The 23620-nt window shown below is 72.1% G+C and carries 25 protein-coding genes; 8 read left to right on the top strand and 17 right to left on the bottom strand.

Annotated features, from left to right (window positions below):
* Positions 1-24 precede the first annotated feature (24 nt).
* Positions 25-1389, bottom strand: a complete 1365-nt coding sequence (locus ACFYOB_RS28545; protein WP_388564235.1) for a glutamine synthetase family protein — start codon at positions 1387-1389, stop codon at positions 25-27.
* A 77-nt stretch (positions 1390-1466) separates the two neighbouring features.
* On the opposite strand from ACFYOB_RS28545, the gene ACFYOB_RS28540 reads away from it, so the two are divergent.
* The 3 genes from ACFYOB_RS28540 (at position 1467) to ACFYOB_RS28530 (ending at position 4575) form a co-directional block, all read left to right on the top strand.
* The gene (locus tag ACFYOB_RS28540; RefSeq protein WP_388564232.1) at positions 1467-2213 is read left to right on the top strand and encodes a FadR/GntR family transcriptional regulator; all 747 of its coding nucleotides are present in this window, start codon (positions 1467-1469) and stop codon (positions 2211-2213) included.
* A gap of 108 nt (positions 2214-2321) precedes the next feature.
* Positions 2322-3800, top strand: coding sequence for an ethanolamine permease (eat, locus tag ACFYOB_RS28535; RefSeq protein WP_388564229.1), 1479 nt, complete (start codon positions 2322-2324; stop codon positions 3798-3800).
* A 67-nt stretch (positions 3801-3867) separates the two neighbouring features.
* Positions 3868-4575, top strand: coding sequence for a gamma-glutamyl-gamma-aminobutyrate hydrolase family protein (locus tag ACFYOB_RS28530; RefSeq protein WP_388564226.1), 708 nt, complete (start codon positions 3868-3870; stop codon positions 4573-4575).
* Positions 4576-4675: 100 nt separating this feature from the next.
* Here ACFYOB_RS28530 and ACFYOB_RS28525 read toward each other — a convergent pair whose 3' ends face one another.
* Positions 4676-5599 carry a LysR family transcriptional regulator gene (locus ACFYOB_RS28525; RefSeq protein ID WP_388564223.1) on the bottom strand — a complete coding sequence of 308 codons (924 nt, stop codon included), beginning with the start codon at positions 5597-5599 and terminating at the stop codon, positions 4676-4678.
* Positions 5600-5669: 70 nt separating this feature from the next.
* Here ACFYOB_RS28525 and ACFYOB_RS28520 point away from each other — a divergent pair, with 70 nt between their 5' ends.
* Entirely contained in the window at positions 5670-6791 is a 1122-nt protein-coding gene (locus tag ACFYOB_RS28520; RefSeq protein WP_388564220.1) for a TDT family transporter, read from the top strand.
* On the opposite strand, the gene ACFYOB_RS28515 is transcribed toward ACFYOB_RS28520, so the two are convergent.
* From ACFYOB_RS28515 to ACFYOB_RS28500, 4 genes are all read right to left on the bottom strand, one after another.
* Positions 6788-6937 (bottom strand): hypothetical protein, encoded by a 150-nt coding sequence (locus tag ACFYOB_RS28515; RefSeq protein WP_388564218.1) that lies wholly within the window; start codon positions 6935-6937, stop codon positions 6788-6790. The genes ACFYOB_RS28520 and ACFYOB_RS28515 overlap by 4 nt on opposite strands.
* Positions 6938-6957: 20 nt before the next feature.
* Positions 6958-7209, bottom strand: coding sequence for a hypothetical protein (locus tag ACFYOB_RS28510; protein WP_388564215.1), 252 nt, complete (start codon positions 7207-7209; stop codon positions 6958-6960).
* 232 nt (positions 7210-7441) lie between these two features.
* Positions 7442-8161 (bottom strand): helical backbone metal receptor, encoded by a 720-nt coding sequence (locus ACFYOB_RS28505; RefSeq protein WP_388564212.1) that lies wholly within the window; start codon positions 8159-8161, stop codon positions 7442-7444.
* A 5-nt stretch (positions 8162-8166) separates the two neighbouring features.
* A complete protein-coding gene (locus ACFYOB_RS28500) occupies positions 8167-8778 on the bottom strand; it encodes a helix-turn-helix domain-containing protein (RefSeq protein WP_388564210.1) in 612 nt (203 codons plus the stop codon).
* Positions 8779-8960: 182 nt separating this feature from the next.
* Between ACFYOB_RS28500 and ACFYOB_RS28495 the strand changes: the two genes are divergently transcribed.
* The 4 genes from ACFYOB_RS28495 to ACFYOB_RS28480 all read left to right on the top strand — a co-directional run bounded on the left by ACFYOB_RS28495 (position 8961) and on the right by ACFYOB_RS28480 (position 13399).
* Positions 8961-9866 (top strand): 5'-3' exonuclease H3TH domain-containing protein, encoded by a 906-nt coding sequence (locus tag ACFYOB_RS28495; protein WP_388564498.1) that lies wholly within the window; start codon positions 8961-8963, stop codon positions 9864-9866.
* 49 nt (positions 9867-9915) lie between these two features.
* Entirely contained in the window at positions 9916-10755 is an 840-nt protein-coding gene (locus tag ACFYOB_RS28490) for a siderophore-interacting protein (protein WP_388564207.1), read from the top strand.
* A 126-nt stretch (positions 10756-10881) separates the two neighbouring features.
* Complete coding sequence (locus tag ACFYOB_RS28485) at positions 10882-12417, top strand: serine hydrolase (RefSeq protein WP_388564203.1); 1536 nt, start codon at positions 10882-10884, stop codon at positions 12415-12417.
* Between the two features lie 19 nt (positions 12418-12436).
* On the top strand, positions 12437-13399 hold the full coding sequence (locus ACFYOB_RS28480; RefSeq protein ID WP_388564201.1) for a pseudouridine synthase: 963 nt from the start codon (positions 12437-12439) through the stop codon (positions 13397-13399).
* Positions 13400-13542: 143 nt separating this feature from the next.
* On the opposite strand, the gene ACFYOB_RS28475 is transcribed toward ACFYOB_RS28480, so the two are convergent.
* From ACFYOB_RS28475 to ACFYOB_RS28425, 11 genes are all read right to left on the bottom strand, one after another.
* Complete coding sequence (locus ACFYOB_RS28475) at positions 13543-14226, bottom strand: TetR/AcrR family transcriptional regulator (protein ID WP_388564198.1); 684 nt, start codon at positions 14224-14226, stop codon at positions 13543-13545.
* Between the two features lie 90 nt (positions 14227-14316).
* The gene (locus ACFYOB_RS28470) at positions 14317-17157 is read right to left on the bottom strand and encodes a DEAD/DEAH box helicase (protein WP_388564196.1); all 2841 of its coding nucleotides are present in this window, start codon (positions 17155-17157) and stop codon (positions 14317-14319) included.
* A 69-nt stretch (positions 17158-17226) separates the two neighbouring features.
* On the bottom strand, positions 17227-18141 hold the full coding sequence (locus ACFYOB_RS28465; protein WP_388564193.1) for a diacylglycerol kinase: 915 nt from the start codon (positions 18139-18141) through the stop codon (positions 17227-17229).
* A 17-nt stretch (positions 18142-18158) separates the two neighbouring features.
* Complete coding sequence (gene tatC / locus ACFYOB_RS28460) at positions 18159-19115, bottom strand: twin-arginine translocase subunit TatC (RefSeq protein ID WP_388564190.1); 957 nt, start codon at positions 19113-19115, stop codon at positions 18159-18161.
* A 47-nt stretch (positions 19116-19162) separates the two neighbouring features.
* Complete coding sequence (tatA, locus tag ACFYOB_RS28455; RefSeq protein ID WP_328924837.1) at positions 19163-19459, bottom strand: Sec-independent protein translocase subunit TatA; 297 nt, start codon at positions 19457-19459, stop codon at positions 19163-19165.
* A gap of 183 nt (positions 19460-19642) precedes the next feature.
* Entirely contained in the window at positions 19643-19843 is a 201-nt protein-coding gene (locus ACFYOB_RS28450; RefSeq protein WP_388564188.1) for a hypothetical protein, read from the bottom strand.
* 26 nt (positions 19844-19869) lie between these two features.
* The gene (locus tag ACFYOB_RS28445; protein ID WP_388564185.1) at positions 19870-20097 is read right to left on the bottom strand and encodes a hypothetical protein; all 228 of its coding nucleotides are present in this window, start codon (positions 20095-20097) and stop codon (positions 19870-19872) included.
* Positions 20098-20112: 15 nt separating this feature from the next.
* Positions 20113-21081, bottom strand: coding sequence for a helix-turn-helix transcriptional regulator (locus ACFYOB_RS28440; RefSeq protein WP_388564182.1), 969 nt, complete (start codon positions 21079-21081; stop codon positions 20113-20115).
* A gap of 75 nt (positions 21082-21156) precedes the next feature.
* Positions 21157-22113, bottom strand: coding sequence for a helix-turn-helix transcriptional regulator (locus ACFYOB_RS28435; RefSeq protein WP_388564180.1), 957 nt, complete (start codon positions 22111-22113; stop codon positions 21157-21159).
* A gap of 129 nt (positions 22114-22242) precedes the next feature.
* Positions 22243-22638 carry an FKBP-type peptidyl-prolyl cis-trans isomerase gene (locus ACFYOB_RS28430; protein ID WP_388564178.1) on the bottom strand — a complete coding sequence of 132 codons (396 nt, stop codon included), beginning with the start codon at positions 22636-22638 and terminating at the stop codon, positions 22243-22245.
* 28 nt (positions 22639-22666) lie between these two features.
* Positions 22667-23608 (bottom strand): FKBP-type peptidyl-prolyl cis-trans isomerase, encoded by a 942-nt coding sequence (locus ACFYOB_RS28425; RefSeq protein ID WP_388564175.1) that lies wholly within the window; start codon positions 23606-23608, stop codon positions 22667-22669.
* Positions 23609-23620: the final 12 nt, after the last annotated feature.

Genomic DNA, 23620 nt, shown 5'->3' with positions numbered 1-23620 from the left:
GCCTCTCAGACTTTCGGTGGACGGTTACAGGCGTTCGAAGGAGCGGCGCAGCTCCCAGTCCGTTACGGCGGAGTCGTAGGCGTCGAGTTCGACGCGGGCCATGTTCCGGTAGTGGGCGACCACCTCGGGGCCGAACGCGGCCTTGGCGATCTCGCTGTTCTCCCAGAGCTCGGCGGCCTCTCGCAGGGTCGCGGGGACGTGCGCGTAGTCGGCGGTGTACGCGTTCCCGCCGCAGGCCTCGGGCAGTTCCAGGCGGTTCTCGATGCCGTAGAGCCCGGCCGCGACCAGACCGGCGACGGCGAGGTAGGGGTTGACGTCACCGCCGGGAAGGCGGTTCTCGAAGCGCATGGAGCGGCCGTGGCCGACGACCCGCAGGGCGCAGGTCCGGTTGTCCACGCCCCAGGCGACGGCGGTCGGTGCGAAGGATCCCGGCCGGAAACGCTTGTACGAATTGATGTTCGGGGCGTAGAGAAGGGAGAAGTCGCGCAGTGCGGCCAGCTGGCCGGCCAGGAAGTGTCGCATCACCGGTGACATGCCGCCCGGTCCGTCCCCGGCCATCGCGTTGCGTCCGTCGGCGTCGTTCAGCGAGAGGTGGATGTGACAGGAGTTGCCCTCCCGTTCGTCGTACTTGGCCATGAAGGTGAGCGAGACGCCCTCCTGCGCGGCGATCTCCTTGGCCCCCGTCTTGTACACGGAGTGCTGGTCGCAGGTGGTGAGCGCCTCGTCGTAGCGGAAGGCGATCTCGTGCTGTCCGAGGTTGCACTCCCCCTTCGCCGACTCGACGATCAGGCCCGCGGCCTGCATCTCGTTGCGGATGCGGCGCAACAGGGGTTCGATGCGCCCGGTCCCGAGGACGGAGTAGTCGATGTTGTACTGGTTGGCGGGTGTCAGGCCGCGGTAGCCCGCGTTCCAGGCCTGCTCGTAGGTGTCCTGGAAGACCATGAACTCCAGCTCGGTGCCGACCATCGCGGTGTAGCCGTGCTCGGCGAGGCGCTCCAGCTGGCGGCGCAGGATCTGCCGGGGCGCCGCGACGACCGGAGAGCCGTCGTTCCAGGCCAGGTCGGCGAGGATGAAGGCACTGCCGGGGTTCCAGGGGATGCGGCGCAGGGTGGCGGGGTCGGGGTGCATGGCGAAGTCGCCGTAGCCCCGGTCCCAGGAGGACATCTCGTATCCGTCGACGGTGTTCATGTCGGTGTCGACGGCGAGGAGGTAGTTGCAGCCCTCCGTGCCGTGGGCGAGGACCTCGTCGAGGAAGAACTGTGCGGCGAACCGCTTGCCCTGGAGGCGTCCCTGCATGTCGGGGAAGGCCAGGACGACTGTGTCGATCTCACCACTGGCAACCAGGGAGCGGAGCTCCTCGGTCGCGAGCGGGGGCTTGCGGTCTACCACTGGAATCTCTCCTTCGGTGAGCCGAGTGGGCCTAAGGTATTGAATAGAACCATTGCTTGGGAAGGGGATGAGCCGAGATGACCGACACGGCGAGCGAGGGCGGCGCGATCGCGCGGCTGAATCCCGTACTGCGGCAGGTGCGGGCGGGCAACGGTTTCGAGGAGGCGCTCGAACAGATCCTCCAGGTGGTCCGGTTGGGCCTGGTGCCGGCCGGCGAACGGCTACCGCCCGAGCGCGAGTTGGCCGAGCGGATGGGGATCAGCCGGGTCACGCTGCGCGAGGTGCTGAAGGTACTGCAGGACCAGGGGCTGGTGGAGGCGCGGCGCGGACGGTACGGCGGAACGTTCGTGCTGCCCCGGCCCGACACCCCGGCGGGCATCGTCGAGGAGGAGCTGCGCCGGCGGGTCGCGGGCGTGGACATCGAGGACGCCCTGCGGTTCCGCGAGGTCCTGGAGGTGGGAGCGGCCGGCCTGTGCGCCTCCCAGGGGCTGACCGAGGAGGGCACCGAACGGCTGCTCGCCGCCCTGACCGCCACCCACGACGCCCCGCTCGCCGACTACCGCCGCCAGGACACGCTCTTCCACCTGACCCTGTGCGAACTGGCCGGCTCCGCCACCCTGACGGCCCAGTACGCGGCGGTCCGGGCCACGGTCAACGACCTGCTGGACTGCATCCCGCTGCTGGTGCGCAACCTGGAGCACTCGCAGCAGCAGCACACCTCGCTGGTGGAGTCCGTGCTGGAGCGGGACGCGGCCGGGGCGCGCGAGACGATGCGCGAGCACTGCTGCGGCACGGCGGCGCTGCTGCGGGGCTTCCTGACCTGAACATCGGGAGGGTTTCGTAACCTCCGTTTAACGCAGAGGTCTTGCGCACTCCACTGCAATGCGGCAAAGGTACGCCCCACAACCATTGCCCCGAGGCAGGAGCGCACGATGGCCGACGACATCGAGGCACGGCTGACAGCCGTACCCGCACCCCCCACGACCCCCGAGGGCGGCGACACGTCCGCCGACTATCTGGAGCGTCGCACGCTGCGCCGCGGCAGCGCCGGCTGGCTTCTGCTCACCGGCCTGGGCGTCGCGTACGTCGTCTCCGGGGACTTCTCCGGCTGGAACGTCGGCCTCGACAAGGGCGGCTTCGGCGGCCTCGCCATCGCCACCGTGCTCATGGGCGCGATGTACGCGTGCCTGGTCTTCTCCCTGGCGGAGCTGTCCACCATCCTGCCGACGGCGGGCGGGGGTTACGGCTTCGCCCGCCGCGCGCTGGGCCCCTGGGGCGGCTTCCTCACCGGTACCGCGATCCTCATCGAGTACATCCTGGCCCCGGCCGCGATCGTCATCTTCATCGGCGACTACGTCGAGTCCCTCGGCCTCTTCGGCCTCACCTCCAGCTGGCCCGTCTACCTCGGCTGCTTCGTCGTCTTCATCGGGGTCCACCTCTGGGGCGTCGGCGAGGCCCTGCGCTTCAGCCTCGTCGTGACCGCCGTCGCCGTCGCCGCACTGCTGATCTTCGCGGTGGGCGCCTTCACCGAGTTCAGCGCCGACGGCCTGAACGACATCCCTGTCGACGCGAACGCCTTCGGCTCGAACTCCTGGCTGCCGCTGGGCGTGCTGGGCATCTGGGCCGCGTTCCCCTTCGGCATGTGGTTCTTCCTGGGCGTGGAGGGCGTACCGCTGGCGGCCGAGGAGGCCAAGGACCCGGTCCGCTCCATGCCGAAGGCGCTGTCCATCTCCATGGGCATCCTCGCCCTGCTGGCGCTGATCACCTTCTTCGCGGCGACGGGCGCGCAGGGCGCGGACGCCGTCAAGTCGGCGGGCAACCCGCTGGTCGTGGCGCTGGAGGGGGACGGCGGCCCGACCGCGCTCAGCCGCTTCGTCAACTACGCGGGCCTCGCCGGACTGGTGGCCTCGTTCTTCTCCCTCATCTACGCGGGCTCGCGCCAGCTCTTCGCCCTCTCCCGGGCCGGCTACCTGCCCCGGTTCCTCTCCCTGACCTCCAAGCGCAAGGCCCCGTACCTGGGCCTGGTCATCCCCGGCGCGATCGGCTTCGCGCTCGCCGCCGCCACGGGCGACGGCGCGCGGATGCTGAACATCGCGGTGTTCGGCGCGACCATCTCCTACGCCCTGATGGCCCTCTCGCACATGGTGCTGCGCCGCCGGGAGCCGGGCCTGGACCGCCCGTACCGCACCCCCGGCGGAATCCTGACCTCCTCGGTGGCCTTCGTACTCGCCCTGTCGGCCCTCGTCGCCACCTTCCTGGTGGACAAGGACGCGGCATTCATCGCCCTGGCCGTGTACGCCGTCGCCCTCGCCTACTTCGCGATCTACAGTCGGCACCACCTCGTGGCCTCGGCCCCGGAGGAGGAGTTCGCGGCCTTGGCGGAAGCCGAGGCGGAGCTGGCCCGCGACTGAAATCCTGACCCCGGCTCAGACCCCGGCTCAGACCTCGACCCCTACCTTGCCCCTGGAGGTAAAGACCGTGCCACGGCCGCTCATCGGCATCACCACCTACGTGGAGGAATCCACCCGCTACCGCGTGTGGGACCTCGACACGGCGCTCGTACCCACCGGGTACTACGAACTCGTCCAGGCGGCGGGCGGTGCGGCCGTGCTGCTCCCGCCGGACGGACCAGGGGCGGCGGCGGAGGTGCTGAGCCGACTGGACGGCCTGGTCGTCGCGGGCGGCCCGGACATGGACCCGGCCCTCTACGGCGCCGCCCGTGACTCCCGTACGGGTCCCCCCGCGACGGTCCGCGACGAGTGGGAACTGGCCCTGATCTCGGCCGCGCTGGAGGCGGACATGCCGCTGCTCGGCATCTGCCGGGGCATGCAGGCGCTGAACGTGGCCCTGGGCGGCACGCTGGTCCAGCACATCGACGGCCACTTCGAGACGCCGGGCACCTTTTCCTGGCACCCCGTCCGCCCGGTCCCGGGCACCCGGTACGCGGCCCTGGTCCCGGAGGAGGCGGACGTCCCGACCTACCACCACCAGGCCGTCGAACGCCTGGGCAGCGGCCTGGTGGTCTCGGCCCACGCGGTCGACGGCACGGTGGAGGCGATCGAACTCCCCGACCCGAAGCGGTGGGTGCTGGGCGTCCAGTGGCACCCGGAGCGCGACAAGGACACCCGCGTCCTGGCGTCCCTGATCGAAGCCGCCGCCGCCCGCGCGGCGGCCCCGGCGCCGTAACCGCTACGCGGGTACGCCTTCAAACGCCGGGCGGCCAAATCCAGCCCCGCCGGCGTTTGAAGCGCGGGGTCCGGGCGGAGCCCCGGCAACGGCGCCGCTGCTAGGCCTTGCCCCGGGTCAGCGACAGCAGGTCACGGGCCGGGCCCGCCGGCCGGGAGCCCGCCGGCCAGACCGCCCGCAGGGCCCGCCCGAGGACGGCGTCCGAAACCGGCACCTCCACCAGCCGGCGCGCCGCCAGCTCGTCCACCACCGCCAGCTCCGAGAGCACGCACGGCCCCGCGCCGCTCAGCGCCGCCGCCTTCACGGCGGTGGTCGAAGCCAGTTCCAGCAGCGGCGCCGCCAGCCCCCCGCTCCCCGCCAGCGCGGCGTCCAGCACCTGCCGCGTTCCCGACCCCCGCTCCCGCAGGATCAGCGGCGCGGACGCCAGCTCAGCCACCTCCACACCCCGCGAACGCCGCGCCCACGGGTGGCCCGGCGCCACCGCCACCACGAGGCGGTCCTGCGCGATCACCGCCGAGTCGAGCCCCTCCGCAACCGTCAGCCCCTCCACGAAGCCGAGGTCCGCCTCGTGCACGAGGACCCGCTGCGCGACCAGCGCCGAGTTCCCGGCGTGCAGCGACACCGCCGTGTCCGGCCGCTGCCCGCGCAGCGCGATCAGCCACCCCGGCATCAGGTACTCCGCGATGGTCATGCTGGCGGCCACCCGCAGCCGCGAGTCGCGCCGCCCGCGCAGCGCCTGCGCCCCCGCGTCGAACGCCTCGGCCGCCTCCACCACCCGCCGGGCCCAGTCGGTGACCAGCGCGCCTTCCGCCGTCAGCGTCGAACCCCGCGGCGAGCGGTCCACCAGCGCCACCCCCAGCCGCGCCTCCATCGCCCGGATCCGGCTGCTCGCCGCGGGCTGGGTGATTCCCAGCCGCCGGGCCGCGCCGCTCAGGCTGCCGACGCGCGCGACCGCGAGCAGCAGTTCCAGCGCGCCCAGGTCCGGCACCCGGTGTGCCAGCGGCACCCACTCCTCATCACCCATAACATCAGTTTATGGCCTCATAGGAAGATGCCCTCTGCCGCCCGACTCGCCGCGGCTGCACGCTGTGCCCATGGCCACCACCATCGTGCGACCCCGCACCACCACCTCCACCCCCGAGACCGCTCCCCGGGCCCACAAGGCCCTGCGGCACCTCGGCCCCAACTGGTACGCCTCCGTCATGGGCACGGCGATCGTCGCCAACGCCGGCGCGATCCTCCCGTACCAGCTCCCCGGCCAGCGCGTGGTCTGCCAGATCGTCTGGGCGCTGTCCGCAGTCGCCCTCGCCGCGCTGCTCACCGCGCGCGCCGGGCACTGGATCCACCACCGCGACCAGGCCCGCGCCCACCTCCTCGACCCCGCCGTCGCCCCCTTCTACGGCTGCCTCTCGATGGCACTGCTGGCCGTCGGCGGCGCCACCCTGATCGTCGGCAAGGACCTGATCGGGACGGGCGCCGCCGTCGCCGTGGACGCCGTGCTGTTCACCGCCGGTACCGCGATCGGCCTGGTCATGGCGGTGGCGGTGCCCTACCTGATGGTGGTCCGCCACAAGGTCGAGGCGAAGCAGGCCACCCCCGTCTGGCTGCTTCCCCTGGTCGCCCCCATGGTCTCCGCCGCGCTCGGCCCGCTGCTGATACCCCACCTGCCGGCCGGACAGCCCCGCGAGGCCGTGCTGCTCGCGTGCTACGCCATGTTCGGCATCAGCCTGTTCGCCACCTTGCTGATGCTCCCCCTGGTCTTCGGCCGGCTGATCGTCGGCGGCCCGCTCCCCCTGGCCCTCACCCCGACCCTCTTCCTGGTCCTCGGCCCCCTCGGCCAGTCCACCACCGCCGTCAACCAGCTCGCCGACATGGCCCCCGGGTCGATCGGCGCCCCCTACGCCGGTGCGCTCGGCGCCTTCGCCGTCGTCTACGGGGTCCCCGTGATGGGCTTCGCCCTGCTGTGGCTGGCCCTGGCCACGGCCATGCTGATCCGGGCCGCCCGCAACGGCATGGGCTTCGCGATGACCTGGTGGGCCCTGACCTTCCCCGTCGGCACCTGTGTCACCGGCGCCGCCGGCCTGGCCCGCCACACCGGCCTGACCGCCTTCGCCTGGCTCGCCTCGGCGCTCTTCCTGGCCCTGCTGACCGCCTGGCTCCTGGCCGCCGCCCACACCCTGCGCGGCCTGGCCGCCGGCCGCCTCCTCGTCGGCTAGCCGACCTGGAGCTCGTACCCCACGGAGAGTTTGAAGGAGCCGGAGGAACCCGCGATCCGCAGGGTGTGGGGACCGGGCGACAGAGGGTCGAGCTGCACCCACAGGCCGCAGGCCAGTGCCTCGAAGGTGCCCGCCCCGTCCGTCACTGGATTCCCCCCGACGCCCGTCAGCCGGATCGCGGAGCCTCGTACCGCTCCACCGTCAGCGGCTTGCCGTCAAGCACCGCGGCGCCCTTCGCCCCCTTCATCCAGCTCGCGCAACCGGATGCGCCGGCGACCAGGTTGACCAGGGGAAAGGCCACCGGCCGCCCGGCGGGCACCGAGCAGGTGCGCCGACGCTCCTCACCGAAGCTGCCGGCGAGGAACCAGACGTCGCCGGGCTGGTTCTCGGCGCAGAACGTACCGTCCGGGTCCTTCACCGGATTGGAGCGCGACGGGCTGGAGGCGGCCCAGTTCCACCACGGGGTTCGGCGCCACCGAGCCGCCCGGCCGCCGCCGGGGCGGAGGAGGCCGGTGACGACGGCCCGGCCCCGGCCGGGGCAGCCGACGGGGACGAGGCGGGCGCGGTGCAGGCGGCCGCCAGCAGCGCCGCTCCGGCGGCGAGGCCAGAAGATCTTCCGGTACGCATCGCGGCAGGATGCGAGGGCCAGGTCAGCGCGCCGCGCGCAGGGCCCCGGCCAGGACGGCCGGGGCCTCGGCCAGCGAGGGCCCGTACCAGGTGAGGTGGCGGCCGCTGACCAGCGCGGCGGGCAGGTTCGGGAACGCCTCCGGGCCGTCGTCGGCGGTGAAGCGGTACGGCTCGTCCGGGAGCACCACCAGATCGCAGGCGGCCGCGGCGAGCTCCTCCACCGGGATCCGCGGATACCGCTCCCCGTGCCCGGCGTAGACGTTGCGTACGCCCAGGCGTGCCAGCAGGTCACCCGCGAAGGTGTCCCGGCCCAGCACCATCCACGGCCGCCGCCACACGGGTACGAAGGCCCGGAGCGGGCCGACCGGTTCCACCCGCGCCCACGCGTTCTCCGCGTCCGAGAGCCACCCGGGCCTCGTCAGCCCCAGTGCCCCCACCAGTACCCGGTCCAGCTCACGCAGCGCCTGGGGCAGGTCCCGGATCTCGGTGACCAGCACCTCCACCCCGGCCGCCCGCAGGGCCTCCAGGTCCGGGGCCCGGTTCTCCTCCTCGTTGGCGATCACCAGGTCCGGGCGCAGCTCGACGATCCCGCGTACGTCGGGGTTCTTCGTCCCCCCGATCCGCACCGCGCCCCCCAGGTCCGCCGGGTGGGTGCACCAGTCCGTGACCCCGGCCAGCAGCCCGGGCGCGCTCACAGCCACCGCCTCGGTCAGCGAAGGCACCAGCGAGACGACCCGCCGCACGCCGCTCAATGCCCGGGGGACGGCGGCTCGGACGTCGCGTGGATGTGCTCGCCCACCGCGACCACCAGGAGCCGGGTGTCCTCGGTGACGGCCCGCCAGCGGTGGCGTACGCCGCCCGACAGGAACAGCGCGTCGCCGCTCTCCAGCCGGTAGGCGCGCCCCTCCGCCTCCACCTGGCAGGCGCCGGCGACCACGTACATCAGCTCGTCGTTGCGGTGCTGGTACTCCCGCCCGGCGTCCTGGTCCCCGGTGAACTCCAGCGCGTGCAGCTGGTGGTGCCCGCGTACGAGGGGCCGCACGCCGGGGACCGGGGTGAGCCCGGATTCGTCGCCGGCCCGTACGAGGTCCACCGTGCGCGCGGTGTCGGAGGCGGCCAGCAGCTCGACGGCCGTGGTCTCCAGCGCGTCCGCGACCCGCTCCAGGGACCGCATGCTGGGCCGGGCCCGCTCGTTCTCTATCTGGCTCAGGAAGGGGACCGACAGGCCGCTGCGCGCCGACACGGCGGCAAGGGTCAGGTGGAGCGCGCGGCGCCGCTTGCGCACGGCCACGCCCACTCGGAGCGGTTCCTTGCCGTCCTTGTCCTTGCCCTTGTCGTCCTTGTCGTCCTTGTCGTTCATTTCGGGGCTGCCCTCCCCTTGTCCGTTGCACATGGGTGTGCTGTAAGCACCTTACGCAGCAACCGCCTCCGGTTTCGCGTGCACGGCTTTTCCCGTACCGGCCCGCTCACTGTCCGTTGCCACCTCCGTCGGCCGTGTCGGCGCGTTGCGGCATCATCGTCTGCGTGACGACACGACGCCTGATGCTCCTGGACACCGCATCCCTCTACTTCCGCGCCTACTTCGGTGTGCCGGACTCCGTGAAGGCTCCGGACGGCACTCCGGTCAACGCCGTGCGCGGACTGCTGGACTTCATCGGACGGCTGGTCCAGGACCACCGCCCGGACGACCTGGTGGCCTGCATGGACGCCGACTGGCGGCCGCACTGGCGGGTGGACCTGATCCCCTCCTACAAGGCCCACCGGGTCGCACAGGAGACTGCGAGCGGCCCGGACGTGGAGGAGACCCCGGACACGCTCGCCCCGCAGGTGCCGATCATCGAGACGGCGCTCGACGCCTTCGGCATCGCCCGCGTGGGCGTCGCCGGCTACGAGGCGGACGACGTGATCGGTACGCTCACCACCCGCGCGACGGGCCCGGTGGACATCGTCACGGGCGACCGGGACCTGTACCAGCTGGTCGACGACGCCAGGCAGCGCCGCGTGCTCTACCCCCTCAAGGGCGTGGGCTCGCTCCAGGTGACGGACGAGGCGTGGCTGCGCGAGAAGTACGGGGTGGACGGCCCGGGCTACGCGGACCTGGCGCTGCTGCGCGGGGACCCGAGCGACGGCCTGCCGGGCGTCCCCGGCATCGGCGAGAAGACCGCGGCGAAGCTTCTCGACGCCTACGGGAACCTCGCCGGGATCATCGCGGCGATCGACGACCCGAAGTCGAAGCTGACCCCGACCCAGCGCAAGCGCCTGGACGAGTCCCGTCCTTATCTGGCCGTGGCCCCGAAGGTGGTCCAGGTGGCCTCCGACGTCCCGCTGCCCCCGTTCGATCCGGCCCTTCCCACGGTCCCGGCGCAGCCGGAACTGGTCGACGCGCTAGCCCATCGGTGGGGTCTGGGTGGCGCAGTGTCCCGGCTGAGCACTGCGCTCGCCCATTGAGGTGCTAACTTAGGTAAGGCTAAGTTTCTGGGGAGTCAGGGGAGACACCGTGGCAGAAGGACGCGCCCGCACCGTCGGCACCGCCGTCGTCGTACGCACCGAGCGGCTGACACCGCACATGGTGCGGCTCGTGCTGGGCGGGGACGGCCTGGCCGGATTCGGCGCGGGTGAGTTCACCGACCACTACATCAAGATCCTCTTCCCCCCGGAGGGTGTCACCTACCCCGCGCCGTGGGACCTCGACCGGATCCGCGCCGACTTCCCCCGGGCACAGTGGCCGCGCCAGCGCGCGTACACCGTACGGGGCTGGGACCCGGCGCACATGGAACTGACCCTCGACTTCGTCGTCCACGGCGACGAGGGTGTGGCCGGCCCCTGGGCCGCGCGGGTCCAGCCGGGTGAGCTCGTACGCTTCCTCGGTCCGGGCGGCGCCTACGCCCCGGACCCGGCGGCCGGCTGGCACCTGCTGGTGGGCGACGAGAGCGCGCTGCCGGCGATCGCCGCGGCGATGGAGCGGATGCCGATGGGTGCGCGGGTCCACGCCTTCGTGGAGGTCGAGGGTCCGCAGGGCGAGCAGAAGGTCGCCACCCCGGACGGGGTCGTGCCGGTCTGGCTGCACCGCGGCGACCGCCCGATCGGCGAGGCCCTGGTGGAGGCGGTCACCTCCCTGGAGTTCCCGTCCACGGACGTGCACGCCTTCGTCCACGGCGAGGCGGGCTTCGTGAAGGACCTCCGCCGCCACCTCCGCCTGGAACGCGGCATCCCGCGCGAACGCCTGTCGATCTCGGGCTACTGGCGCCTGGGCGAGACGGACGAGGGCTGGCGCGCGATCAAGCGCGACTGGAACGCCGCGGTCGAGGCCGAACAGGACCACGCCGCCGCCGCGTAGTGGGTCGTCCCGGGCGGACGACATCAGCCCGAGGCGCCGGGGGCCGGGGGTCCGCGGGCAGAGCCCCCGGCAGCGGCGCCGCACGGCCCCCGCGCGCAGTCACCCGTCCGGCGGGACAATAGGCGCATGCCCACGCTCCGCGCAGTCGCAGCGGCGGCCGGGGCCGCGATCCTCCTGGCCGCCCCGACGGCAACGGCCGCGTCCGGCCCCCCGCCCGAGCCGAAGCCCTCGATCAGCGACGAGGCGGTCGACAAGGCCGTCGCCCGCCTCGACGGGACGGTCCGGGACATGATGCGCCGCACCGGGGTCCCCGGCGTCTCCGTGGCCGTCGTCCACGACGACGCGGTCGTCCACCTGGCGGGCTTCGGGCTCCGCGAGACCGGTGACACGGCGAAGGTCGGCCCCGACACGGTCTTCCAGATCGCCTCCCTCTCCAAGCCCGTCTCCTCCACCGTCGTGGCCGGCGCCCTCACCGACCCCGGCGAGTGGGACCGCCACACGGCCCTGCCCGGGTTCTCCCTCAAGGACCCCTGGGTCACCGGCCACGTCACGACCGCCGACCTGTTCTCCCACCGCAGCGGCCTCCCCGACCACGCCGGCGACCTGCTCGAAGACCTCGGGTACGACCAGTCGTACATCCTCGACCACCTGCGCCTGGAACCCCTCACCCCCTTCCGGGCGAGCTACGCGTACACCAACTTCGGCCTCACGGCCGCCGCCGAGGCCGTCGCCCGCGCCAAGGGCGTCAGCTGGCAGAAGCTCAGCGCGGACACCCTCTTCAAGCCCGCCGGCATGACGCACACGAGCACCGAGTTCACCGCCTTCGCTAACTCCCCCGACCACGCCGCCACGCACGTCAAGAACGCGGACGGCACCTGGAGCCCCCGCTTCGTCCGCAACCCCGACGCCCAGGCCCCGGCGGGCGGGGTCAGCTCCACCGCCCGCGACATGTCCCGCTGGCTGCGCCTCCAGCTCGCCGGCGGCACCCTCGACGGGAAGCGGATCGTCCCGGCAGACACCCTGGCCCGCACGCACCTCCCCGAGGTCGTCTCGCAGCCGCCCGCCACCCCTTCCGGCCGCACGGGCTTCTACGGCCTCGGCTGGAACGTCTCCTACGACGACGCCGGCCGGCTGCGCCTGAGCCACTCGGGAGCCTTCGCCCTCGGCGCCAACGCCAACGTCACCATGCTCCCCCTGGAGCAGCTCGGCATCGTCGTCCTCACCAACGGCGCCCCCGTCGGCCTGGCCGACGCCGTCGCCCTCGACTTCTTCGACTTCGCCGAGCACGGCAAGGTCACCGCCGACTGGCTGACCCTGGCCGGCGGGCTGTACGAGCAGATGGACGCGGGCCGCTCCCCCACCGACTACGCCCACCCGCCCACCACCGCGAAGCCCGCCAAGGACAGCGCCGCCTACGCCGGCACCTACGACAACCCCTACTACGGCAAGCTCACCGTGACTGCGGACGACGAGGGCGCGCTCACGCTGGCCCTCGGCCCCAAACCCCTGCGCTTCCCGCTCGCGCACTACGACGGGGACACCTTCAGCTTCGAGACGGCGGGCGAGAACGCGGTCGGCCGCACCGGGGTGACCTTCGCCGACGGCACGGTCCGCGTCGAGTACCTGGATGCCAACCACCTGGGCACCTTCACCCGGCAGTAGCCGCATAGCCTGTCCCCCGATGAGACGCAGAGCCCAGCCACCCCCATCGCCGCTCCCCCAGCGCGCCGGCATCGACCCGGTCCGGCTGCGGCTGCCCCCCGACCCCGACGGGAAGTGGCCGGACCTCGGCGGCTACCTCGCCGCGCACTACGCGGGCGGCCCCGGCGCCGAGGTCATCGCCCGTCTGCTGGCCGCCGGGCGGGTGCTCGGCCCCGGCGGGCGCGTCCTGCGCGCGCGGGACCCGTACGAGCCGGGCGCCTACCTGTGGTTCCACCGGGACCTCGCGGCGGAGCCGCCGGTGCCCTTCCCGGTCCCCGTCCTGTACCGCGACCCGCACCTCCTGGTCGTGGACAAGCCGCACTTCCTGGCGACCACCCCGCGGGGCAGCCACGTCACCCAGACCGCCCTGGCCAGGCTCCGCGAGGAGCTGGACCTGCCCGCCCTCAGCCCGGCGCACCGGCTGGACCGGCTGACCGCGGGACTGGTGATGTTCAGCATCCGGCCCGAGGACCGCGGGGCGTACCAGCTCCTCTTCCAGCAGCGCCGGGTGCACAAGGAGTACGAGGCCCTCGCGGCGCACGACCCCTCGCTCGCGCTCCCGCGCACCGTCCGCAGCCGCATCGAGAAGACCCGCGGTGTCATCGCGGCGGCCGAGGTCCCCGGGGAGCCCAACGCGGAGAGCCTCGTCGAACTGACCGGAGTCCAGGGCGGGCTGGGCCGCTACCGGCTGACCCCGCACACCGGCCGCACCCACCAACTGCGGGTGCACATGAACGGCCTGGGCCTGCCCATACTCGGCGATCCGGTGTATCCGCAGGTCACCGACCCCGCTCCGGACGACTACCGGCGGCCACTGCAACTCCTGGCCCGGGTACTGGAGTTCACCGACCCGGTCACCGGGGCCGCCCACCGCTTCGAGAGCGCCCGCACCCTCCAGGCCTGGCACGACCGGGCCGGCTGGGAGGCCGGGACGGGCGGCTAGGGCGTGTTTCGAAGGTAGCGCCGGGCGCCCGAAGGGCGCGGCCCGCGGCCTCTGGTGCCGGGCATCGCAAGGCGGAGGATCGCCCGATTACTGGACGTACTTGGGCGACTCCGACAACGCAGCGAGGTGCGGCGCCAGGCGTCCTAGGACTTCTCCCGGGGTGCGACGCCGACGCCCGCGATCCGCAGCGCGGCGTCGGCGGTGGCCTGCGCGAAGGCCGTAACCGGCCGGGCCGGATCGGCGCGGTGGATCAGCATGACGCCCTCGATCAGTCCGAAGACCAGGTCGTTGCGGAGCGACAGGGCCGCCCCGTCCCGGGCCAGTTCGGTGCCCACGCAGGTCCCGGCCAGCAACACCCGGTAGGCGTCCTTGAGTTCACCGCGCATCCGGCGGAACTGCGCGAAACGCGCGCCCCCCACCTCGGGCAGCAGATAGAGCGCCCCCAGGTTGTAGGGGCCCCCGCACAGCAGCAGCACATCGGAGCGGCACAGCTCCCACAGCCGCCGCGCGGCGGACCGCCCGGTATCCGCGAGCAGCCGCCGGGCCTGCGCCAGCGAAGGCGCGACCGTGGACTCCAGCAGCTCGGCGAGGAGGTCCTCCTTGCCGCCGAAATAGTGGTACATCGTGGCCTGGCGCATTCCGGCCCGCTCGGCCACCGCCCGCGTGGTGGTGGCCGCGTACCCCTGGACCGTGAACAACTGGGCCGCCGCGCAGAGGAGTTCCTCGCGCGGCGGCCGACCGCTCAGCGGCCTCAGCCGGTCGGCGCGTGGCCGACCGACGCGTGGCCGACCGACGCCTCTCGGCCCTTCGTCTGCTCCCCCGCTCATGGCTCGATCGTCCCACACAGCACGGGAATTCGATCATGGCAAGAGATCAGATCAGGCCAGCCCCGCTCTCGGAGGAAGCCCCAAAAGGGCCTAGCCGACCGAGCTGTAGGCCACTACACCCCGCAACAGCGCGTCGACGGCCTTACGGGCGTTCCGGGCCACCGTGCTCCCGCTCTCACCGGAGGACGAAGGCGCCGCCGCCGCGATCTGCCCCAGCACGTCGATGACCTGCTTGCACCAGCGCACGAAGTCACCGGCCGGCATCTCCGCCTCGCGCAGCACCTCGTCCAGGCTCTTGTCGGAGGCCCACTGGTACGCCGCCCACGCGAAGCCCAGGTCGGGCTCGCGCTGGCCCACGCCCTCGGCCTGGTTGATGCGGTACTCCTCCTCCAGTGCGTCGAGCTGGCCCCAGATGTGGACCATCTCGCCCAGCGCGGCCTTCGCCGCGCCGCCCGGCACCTTCGGCGCGACCGCGTCGTCGGACTGCCGCGCCTCGAAGACCAGCGCCGAGACGCAGGCCGCCAGTTCGGCCGGGCTCAGGCCCTCCCAGATGCCCGCGCGCAGGCACTCGGAGGCCAGCAGGTCCAGCTCCCCGTACAGCCGGGCGAGCCGCTTGCCGTGCACGGTGACCTGGTCCTCGCGCAGGTAGTCCAGCTCGGTGAGGAGCGCGTGGATCCGGTCGAAGGTGCGGGCGATCGTGTTCGTCCGGCCCTCGATCCGCCGCTCCAGCTGCACCGTGTCCCGCTTGAGCCGGTGGTAGCGCTCCGCCCAGCGGGCGTGGTCCTCGCGCTCGTCGCAGCCGTGGCACGGGTGCGCCCGCAGTGCGGCCCGCAGCCGGGTGATCTCGCGGTCGTCGGCCGCCGCGGCCCGGCCGCGGGCCCGCCGCTCCGGCGTGATGTGCCCGGCCTTGGTCCGCAGCTGGGACGCCAGGTCCCGGCGGGACTGCGGCGAGCGCGCGTTGAAGGACTTGGGGATCCGCATCCGGTCGAGGGCCTCCACCGGGACCGGGAAGTCGATCGCGGCGAGCCGCTTGACCTGCCGCTCGGCGGTGAGCACCAGCGGGCGCGGGCCCTCCGCGTACTCGTACCCGCGGTGCCCGTTGACCCGCCCGGCCGGCATGCCCGGGTCCAGGACCAGCGCGAGCCCGGCGAACTTGCCCGTCGGCACGTGGATGATGTCGCCCGGCTTGAGCTTCTCCAGCGAACTGGCCGCCTGCACCCGCCGCTGGGCCGCGCCCTGCTTGGCCAGGTCCGTCTCGCGGTCCTTGAGGTCACGGCGCAGCTGCGCGTACTCCCCGAAGTCGCCCAGGTGGCAGGTCATGCCCTCCCGGTAGCCCTCCAGGCCCTCCTCGTTGCGCTGGACCTGCCGGGAGATCCCGACGACCGAGCGGTCGGCCTGGAACTGCGCGAAGGAGGTCTCCAGCAGCTCGCGCGAGCGGTGCCGCCCGAACTGGCTGACCAGGTTCACGGCCATGTTGTACGAGGGCTTGAAGCTGGAGCGCAGCGGATACGTACGGGTACCCGCGAGCCCGGCGAGCGCCGCCGGGTCCATGGCCCGCTGCCAGAGCACCACCGCGTGGCCCTCGACGTCGATGCCGCGCCGCCCGGCCCGGCCGGTCAGCTGCGTGTACTCGCCGGGGGTGATGTCGGCGTGCTGCTCGCCGTTCCACTTGACCAGCTTCTCCAGGATCACCGTGCGCGCGGGCATGTTGATGCCCAGCGCCAGGGTCTCGGTGGCGAAGACGGCCTTGACCAGGCCCCGTACGAAGAGCTCCTCGACGACCTCCTTGAAGGTGGGCAGCATGCCCGCGTGGTGCGCGGCGATGCCCCGCTCCAGGCCTTCGAGCCACTCGTAGTACCCGAGGACGTGGAGGTCCTCGGTGGGGATGGAGGCCGTCCGCTCCTCGACGATCTCCCGGACCCTGAGGCGGGCGGAGTCGTCGTTGAGCCGCAGGCCCGCATACAGGCACTGCTGGACGGCGGCCTCGCAACCGGCCCGGCTGAAGATGAAGTTGATCGCGGGCAGCAGCCCGTCGTTGTCGAGGCGGGCGATCACCTCGGGCCGGGACGGGGTCCAGATCCGGCCACGGGAGCGCCGCTCGCGCTCGCGGTCCGCCTCGCGGACCATCTTGCCGCGCCGCCGGTCCTTCGGACTGTACGTACGGCTGTTCTCCTCGCGCGCCATGCGCAGCAGGTCGGGATTGACCTCCCGGCGCGCGGAGCCGCGGCCGCCGTGGTCGGACTCCTCCTCGAACAGGTCGTAGATCCTCCGGCCGGCCATGACGTGCTGCCACAGCGGGACGGGCCGCTCCTCGGAGACGATCACCTCGGTGTCGCCCCGTACCGTGTCGAGCCAGTCGCCGAACTCCTCGGCGTTGGACACGGTGGCCGACAGGGAGACCAGGGTGACCGACTCGGGGAGGTGGATGATCACTTCCTCCCAGACGGCTCCGCGGAACCGGTCGGAGAGGTAGTGCACCTCGTCCATCACGACGTGGCCGAGGCCTCGCAGCGACTGCGAGCCCGCATACAGCATGTTGCGGAGCACCTCGGTGGTCATCACGACCACCGGCGCCTCGGAGTTGACGCTGTTGTCGCCGGTCAGCAGGCCCACCTTGTCGGCGCCGTAGCGCTTGACGAGATCGGCGTACTTCTGGTTCGACAGGGCCTTGATGGGCGTCGTGTAGAAGCACTTGCGGCCCTGCTGGAGGGCCAGGTGCACGGCGAACTCGCCGACGATCGTCTTGCCCGAGCCGGTCGGGGCGGCCACGAGGACGCCCTTGCCCGCCTCCAGTGCCTTGCAGGCCTCGACCTGGTACGGATCCAGGTCGAATTCGTACATCTCGCGGAAGGGGGCCAGGGCACTGGCTTCTTCGGCGGCGCGGATCCGGGCAGCGGCGTACCGCTCGGCGGGTGAGAGTTCTTCGGTCATCTTGAGATCGAGCCTACCCGCCACCTCTGACAACAGTCGCGATCATTTAAACCGGCTGCGAGATACGGGCTACCCCACGATCCGGACCGCCCCGGGAACGCACTCGGCGGTCACCGGCAGCGGTCCCAGCGGCTCCCCGTCGGCGTAGGCGGTGATCCCGGCCGCCTCCAGGGTGACCTTCCGTGCCCGGTGGACGGTCACCTTCGGGTGGCTGAGGTGGGTCCCCTTGTAGACCTGCGGGAAGACCTTGAGCAGGGTGGCCCGGCTGCAGTCGCCGACCACCGTGATGTCGAAGAGTCCGTCGTCGGGGACGGCGTCCGCGCAGATGCGCATGCCGCCGCCGTAGGAGGATCCGTTGCCGACGGCCACCAGCGTGGCCTCGGTCTCGACCGCCGGGCCGTCGTCGAGGGTGATCCGGTACGGGAAGGGACGGAAGGCCGCCAGCTCCGCGATCATCGCCAGGTCGTACTTGAACCGGCCCGCCGGCAGCCGCATCCGGTTGCCGCGGTCGTTGACCTTCGAATCGAAGCCGGAGCACAGCACGGTCCCGTACCAGCTGCCTCCCCCGGGCTCCGTCCGCGGCGACTCCCACACGCGCCCCAGGTCGATCTCCCGCAGCCGCCCCTCCTTGAGGGCCTCGGCGGCCAGCCGTCCGGCCCGCGCGGGCTCCCGTACGGGCAGCCCCATCGCCCGCGCGAAGTCGTTCCCGGTGCCCACCGCGACCACCCCGAGCGGTACGAGCGTCCCCGCCAGGGCCTGGAGCGCGAGCGAGACCATGCCGTCGCCGCCCACCGCGATCACCGCGCCGGTGCCCTCGCGGACGGCGGTGCGCAGCCGGGCCAGCGCGTCCGGCCCGTCCGAACCGACGACGGTCCGGACCGAGAAGCCCGCGGCCCGCAAAGCGGAAGCGGCCGGCTGCGCGGCGTGCGCGCCCCGGCCGCGCCCCGCGGTGGGATTGACGAAGAGGGTGATCTCAGAGCTCACGCACCGGAATGTACCTGTCAGGTCGCGTCGTCGTAACCGTTGATCCGCCGGCGTCCGCCGTCGTCCTGGCCGGGCAGCTCGGCGGGAGCCTGGACCGGCTCCATCGCGCCGATCGGCGCCGGTGTGAGGTCCAGGTCGGCGGCCTCGTCGTCGTCGAGGCCCGCGTCGGGGTCGTTGCGCTTGCGCCTGCGGTCGTTGACCAGGCAGATGGCCAGTGCGATGAAGTACAGGGCCACGATCGGGGCGGCCAGCGACAGCATGGTGAGCGGGTCACCGGTGGGCGTCGCGAACGCGGAGAAGATCGTGATGCCCAGCACCATGGCGCGCCACCAGCTCGCCAGACGCTTCGCGGTGAGCACCCCGGTGAAGTTGAGGAGGATCAGCAGCAGCGGCAGCTCGAAGGCGAGGCCGAAGACGATGACCATGCGCGTGACCAGGTCGAGGTAGTCGTCGACCGGGAGCAGGTTGCGCGCGTTCTCGGGGGTGAATTCGAGGAGGATCGTCGCGGTCTGCGGAAGGATCTTGTACGCGAGTACCGCGCCGGCGGCGAACAGCGGAGCGCCGACCGCGACGAAGCTCGTCGCGTACCTCTTCTCGTGGCTGTGCAGGCCCGGGGCGGTGAACGCCCACAGCTGGTAGAGCCACACCGGCGCGGAGAGCACCACACCGGCGGTGAGCGAGACCTTCAGGGCGATCGAGAACGGCGCGATCAGGCCGTTCACGGTCATGTCGGCGCAGGGCCGGCCGTTGCGCTGCGAGACCACGCCGTCGGTGCAGCCGACGGAGTCCAGCATCGGCTTCAGCATGAAGTCGATGAGGTCCTTGTAGAAGAAGGCCGCCACGACGGTGATCACGATGATCGCCAGGACCGACTTCAGCAGACGGTTTCTCAGCTCACGCAGGTGCTCGACAAGAGGCATCCGCCCTTCGGCGTCCTTGTCCGCTTTCTCCTGCTTGCGGGCAGACTTGAGCAACCCACGTCCCTTGGCTCGTTGCAGATGACTGGCTTGTCCGGCTGGTCTCAGCCCTGGGTGGTGCGGTTCGCCTCACTGACGGGCCGGGAGCTGGTCACGTCACCGGGCGCGGCCTGGATGGTGCGCGGGGCGACGGGCTGCTGCGGGGCCTGGTCGGCGACCGTGGCCGCCGTGGCCGCGTCCTCCGCCTCGCCGTCCTTCTTCATGGCCTTGGCCTCGCTCTTGAGGATGCGGGCCGACTTGCCGAGCGAACGGGCCATCTCGGGGAGCTTCTTGGCACCGAACAGCAGCACGATCACAGCGATGATCAGAAGGATCTCAAGGGGCTTCAGATTGCCGATCATGTGTGTCTTCCTTCTCACCGAAACGGCTGGTTGTGGTGGCTCTGGTCGGCCCGGACGTGATTCCGGTGACCGCTCAGGCAAGGATCGTAACCCCCTGGGGTTAACGCCCGGCAATCCCCCGGGGTACCCCCGCTTGCGCGCGGACCGGCTGTTCACGCCCCGATCGCACCAGTTCGTCCCGCTTTACGGTCGCACGCCCCGCCCAGCCCGGGCCAGATCGACCGCGGCCCGCTCAAGATCCTCCGAGGCGGCGGTGATCCGGCGGCTGGCCAGCGCGACCTGCCCGGAGAGCCTGCGGACCTCCACGTAGACGCGTACCGCCGCCGCGGCGAGGACGGCGATCCCGAGGAAGCCCAGGGCAATTGCGAACATCGGCCACAGCATGGGAAGAGCCTAGGCCACCGACCGGCTCACACGCTGCGCAGGGTGCTCACGCCTCCGCCGGTCAGCAGTTCCACGATGCGCTCGCCCGCCGGTTTGCGTACCGCCGCCCCGCACCGGGGGCAGGTGAAGGAGTAGAAGGTGGTCCGCCGGCTGCCGCCGATGACCAGCCGCAGGGCGCCCGCGTCCAGCTCGAAGCGGGCGTGGCAGTCGGGACAGGCCGCCTTGAAGGCGACGGACCCGTGCGTAGGCGACATCGACCGCTGCTCCCCTCAGACCTGTTCCCCGTACCCCGCGAGTGCCTCCCGGGCCGCGCCGCGCGCACTGTCCGCCAGCTCCACGGGAGCCACGATCCGCCCCTCGCGGCCCAGCCGCAGCGCGAGCCGGCGCAGCGAGGCCGGGTCCGGGCTGCGCAGTGTGATCCGCAAGCCCCCCTCGGCCAGTTCCTCGGCCCTGTCGTGCGGGTAGTACTCGGCGACCCAGCGCCCGCCGGGACCCACCTCGACCACGACCTCCGGATCCTCGGCGGCCGGCTGGACCAGACCCTCGGACAGGTCGCGCGGCTCGATGGCGGGCGGCTCGGCCCGCTCGTCCAGCAGCCGGATCTCCGCCACCCGGTCCAGACGGAAGGTGCGCCGCGCCTCGGAGAGGTGGCACCACCCCTCCATGTACGTGTGCCCCACCGCGAAGAGCCGGATCGGGTCGACCTTGCGCTCGGTGAGCTCGTCCCGCGCGGGCGAGTAGTAGCGCACCCACAGCCGGCGGCGCTCCGCGATGGCCCGGTCGACGTCCGCGAAGACCCCGCCCTCGGATTCGAAGGTCACCGACAGCCGGGAGCTGGCCCCCGCGGCCTCGCCCGCCGCGGCCTCCAGCTTGGCGGTCGCCCGCAGCAGGGCGTCCCGGTCGCTCTCGCGCAGCCCGGGCAGGGTCGCCACCGCGCGGGCGGCGACGAGCAGCGCGGTCGCCTCGTCGGCGGCGAGCCGCAGCGGCTCCGCGGTGGACTCCCCCGAGGCGTCGGGGTTGCGCCACCAGATGCGCTCCCCGTCGGTGTCGATGTCGAGCAGGTCCCCGCCCCGGAAGCTGGTCCCGCACATGGGCAGCACGTCGAGGTCCGAGATCAGCTCGTCCTCGGTGATCCCGAAGGCGCGCGCGACGTCGGCGACGTGCGCGCCCGGGCGCTCGCGCAGGTACGTGACCAGGGACAGCATCCGGCGGGTCTGGTCGATGGCGTTGGCAGCCATGCTGGTACGTCTCCCCCTCAGGGCGTTGCTACTGATGTTCCGGGCCGCTGATGTCCAGGGCCGCTGATCTGCGGGTCAGCCCTTGGCGACGGCGCGCAGCCGGTCCACCACGTCCGCCCGCAGGTCGGCCGGCTCCAGAACCACGACGTCCGGGCCGAACTCCACCAGCCAGGCGTCCAGCCCGTGCCCGTACGGGATCTCCAGCTCGTCCCAGCCGTCGCCGCCCTCGCGCACGGCGGTGGCCTTGGCCCGCAGCGGGTAGCCGGCGCCGGCCCGCAGCCGGATGCGCGCGGAGCGGTCCGCGCTCTCCCCGGCCCAGCTCGCCACGGTCTCCCGCACGGTCACCACGTCCGGCACCTCGGCGGTGTACTTGGCGGCGCGCGAGCGCACCTTGCCGGTGATCCGCGACAGCCGGAACACCCGCTCCGCCCCGCGGTCGCGGTCGAAGCCGGCCAGGTACCAGTGACCGCGCCAGCACTCCAGCGCCCACGGCTCCACCTGCCGGGTCTCGGGCCGGGCGGCCGTGGACTTGCGGTAGTCGAAGACCACCGGCCGGCGGTCCCGGCAGGCCAGCATCAGCGGCTCGAAGGCCGCCTCGTGGACCGGGATGCGCGGCTCGATGGCACTGTGCTGGCCCTCGTACGGGTCACCCGCCTCCGGCATCCCGCCGGCGCGCAGCTTCTGCAGGGCGCCGCTGGCCGCGCCCGCGAGGCGGGCCTGCTGCCAGACCTTGGCGGCGAGCCCCAGGGCCGCGGCCTCCTCGGCGTCCAGGGAGACGGGCGGCAGCCGGTTGCTGTCCCGGCGGGCCAGGTAGCCGGTTTCGCCCTCCAGGTTCTCCACCGTCTCGATGACCAGGCCGAGTTCACGCAGATCGTCCTTGTCCCGCTCGAACATGCGGTTGAAGGACTCGTCGTTGCCGGCTTCCATGTAGGCCTCGATGGAACCGCGCAACTCGCGCTTGCTGAGCGGCCGGCGGGTCCCCAGCAGACACAGCGCCAGATTCATCAGCCGCTCGGCCTTGGCAATCGCCATCGACGCCGTTCCCCCGCTCTCGACACACACACTCGTGACCGTTGACCGTACCGCCCCGGCGGGCCCGGACAAAAGCGAGGGGCCCCCGCCGGACGGCGGGGGCCCCTCCACTGATCGCGGATACCCGGATCAGCCGACCTTCATCAGGTCGCAGACGAAGATCAGGGTCTCGCCCGGGGCGATCGCGCCGCCCGCGCCGCGGTCGCCGTAGGCGAGGTCCGCGGGGATCACGAGCTTGCGGCGGCCGCCGACCTTCATGCCCTGGACACCCTGGTCCCAGCCGGCGATGACCTGGCCGACACCGAGCCGGAACTGGAGCGCGGAGCCACGGTTCCAGGAGGCGTCGAACTCCTCGCCGGTGGAGAAGGCCACGCCCACGTAGTGGACGGAGACCTGGTCGCCGGCCTTGGCCTCGGCACCGTCGCCCTCCCAGATGTCCTCCTTGACGAGGACCTTGGGGGCCTCGCCCTCGGGGAAGTCGATCTCGGGCTTGCTGAGCTCGTTGCTCACGGAACTGCTCCTCATAGGTACGAACTGGTCAACCGGAACAGTCTTACATCACCGCGAGGATGTCGAGGCTGAACACCAGCGTCGAATTCGCCGGGATCGTCCCCTGCTCCTTGTCACCGAAGGCCATGTCCGGCGGGATGACCAGCAGGATCCGGCTGCCGACCTTCTTGCCGAGCAGGCCTTCCTTCAGACCCTTGACCGAGAGCTGCTCCATCGGCCAGGTGACCGTCGTGTCGCTGGTGTACGTGCTCTCGAAGGTCTTGTCGTCCTTCCACGTCTTGCCGTGGAACTTGACGACGACGCTGTCGGTGTCCTTCACCGCGGCGCCGTCGGCCTCCAGGATGTAGTTCGAGACCAGCTTGGCCGGCGCGGCGGTGTCCTTCGGGACGGTCACGGCGACTTCCTTGCCGTCCGTGTTCGTACCGACCTTCGGCAGGTCCTTGTTGTCCTGCGCGACCTCCTTGCCCGTGGCCGAGGCCGGGACGGAGGTGCCCTTGACGATGTCCACGACGAAGACCAGCGTGGCGTTCGGCTTGATCTTGTCGCCCGAGCCCTGCTCGCCGTAGCCGAGGGCCGGCGGGATCACGAGCTCGACGCGGCTGCCGACCTTCTGGCCCTCCAGGCCCTGGTCCCAGCCCTTGATGACCATGCCCGCGCCGATGGTGACGTCGAAGGGCTTGCCCTTGCCGAAGCTGGCGTCGAACGGCGCCTTGCCGTCCCACACCTGGCCGAGGTAGTTGACCTGGGCGATGTCGCCCTTCTTCAGCGCCGGGCCGTCGCCCTCGCTGATGGTCACCACCTTCAGTTCCTTCGGCGGCTCGCCCTTCCCCTTCGACAGGGTGGGCGTCTCCCCGAACTTGGCACCCTTGGTGATCGCGGGCGCCCCGTTCTTCATCTGGGCGGAGTCGGAGCCGCTGTCGTCGCCACAGGCCGCTGTCGACAGCAGCAGAAGGGGTACGACAAGCAAGCCGGCAAGTCGGCGCACGGGTTCCTCAGA

The sequence above is a fragment of the Streptomyces sp. NPDC006463 genome (assembly GCF_042870715.1).
Classification (GTDB): Bacteria; Actinomycetota; Actinomycetes; order Streptomycetales; family Streptomycetaceae; genus Streptomyces.
The sequence above is the reverse complement of the archived record's forward strand: the minus strand, read 5'-3'. Positions and strand labels throughout refer to the sequence as shown.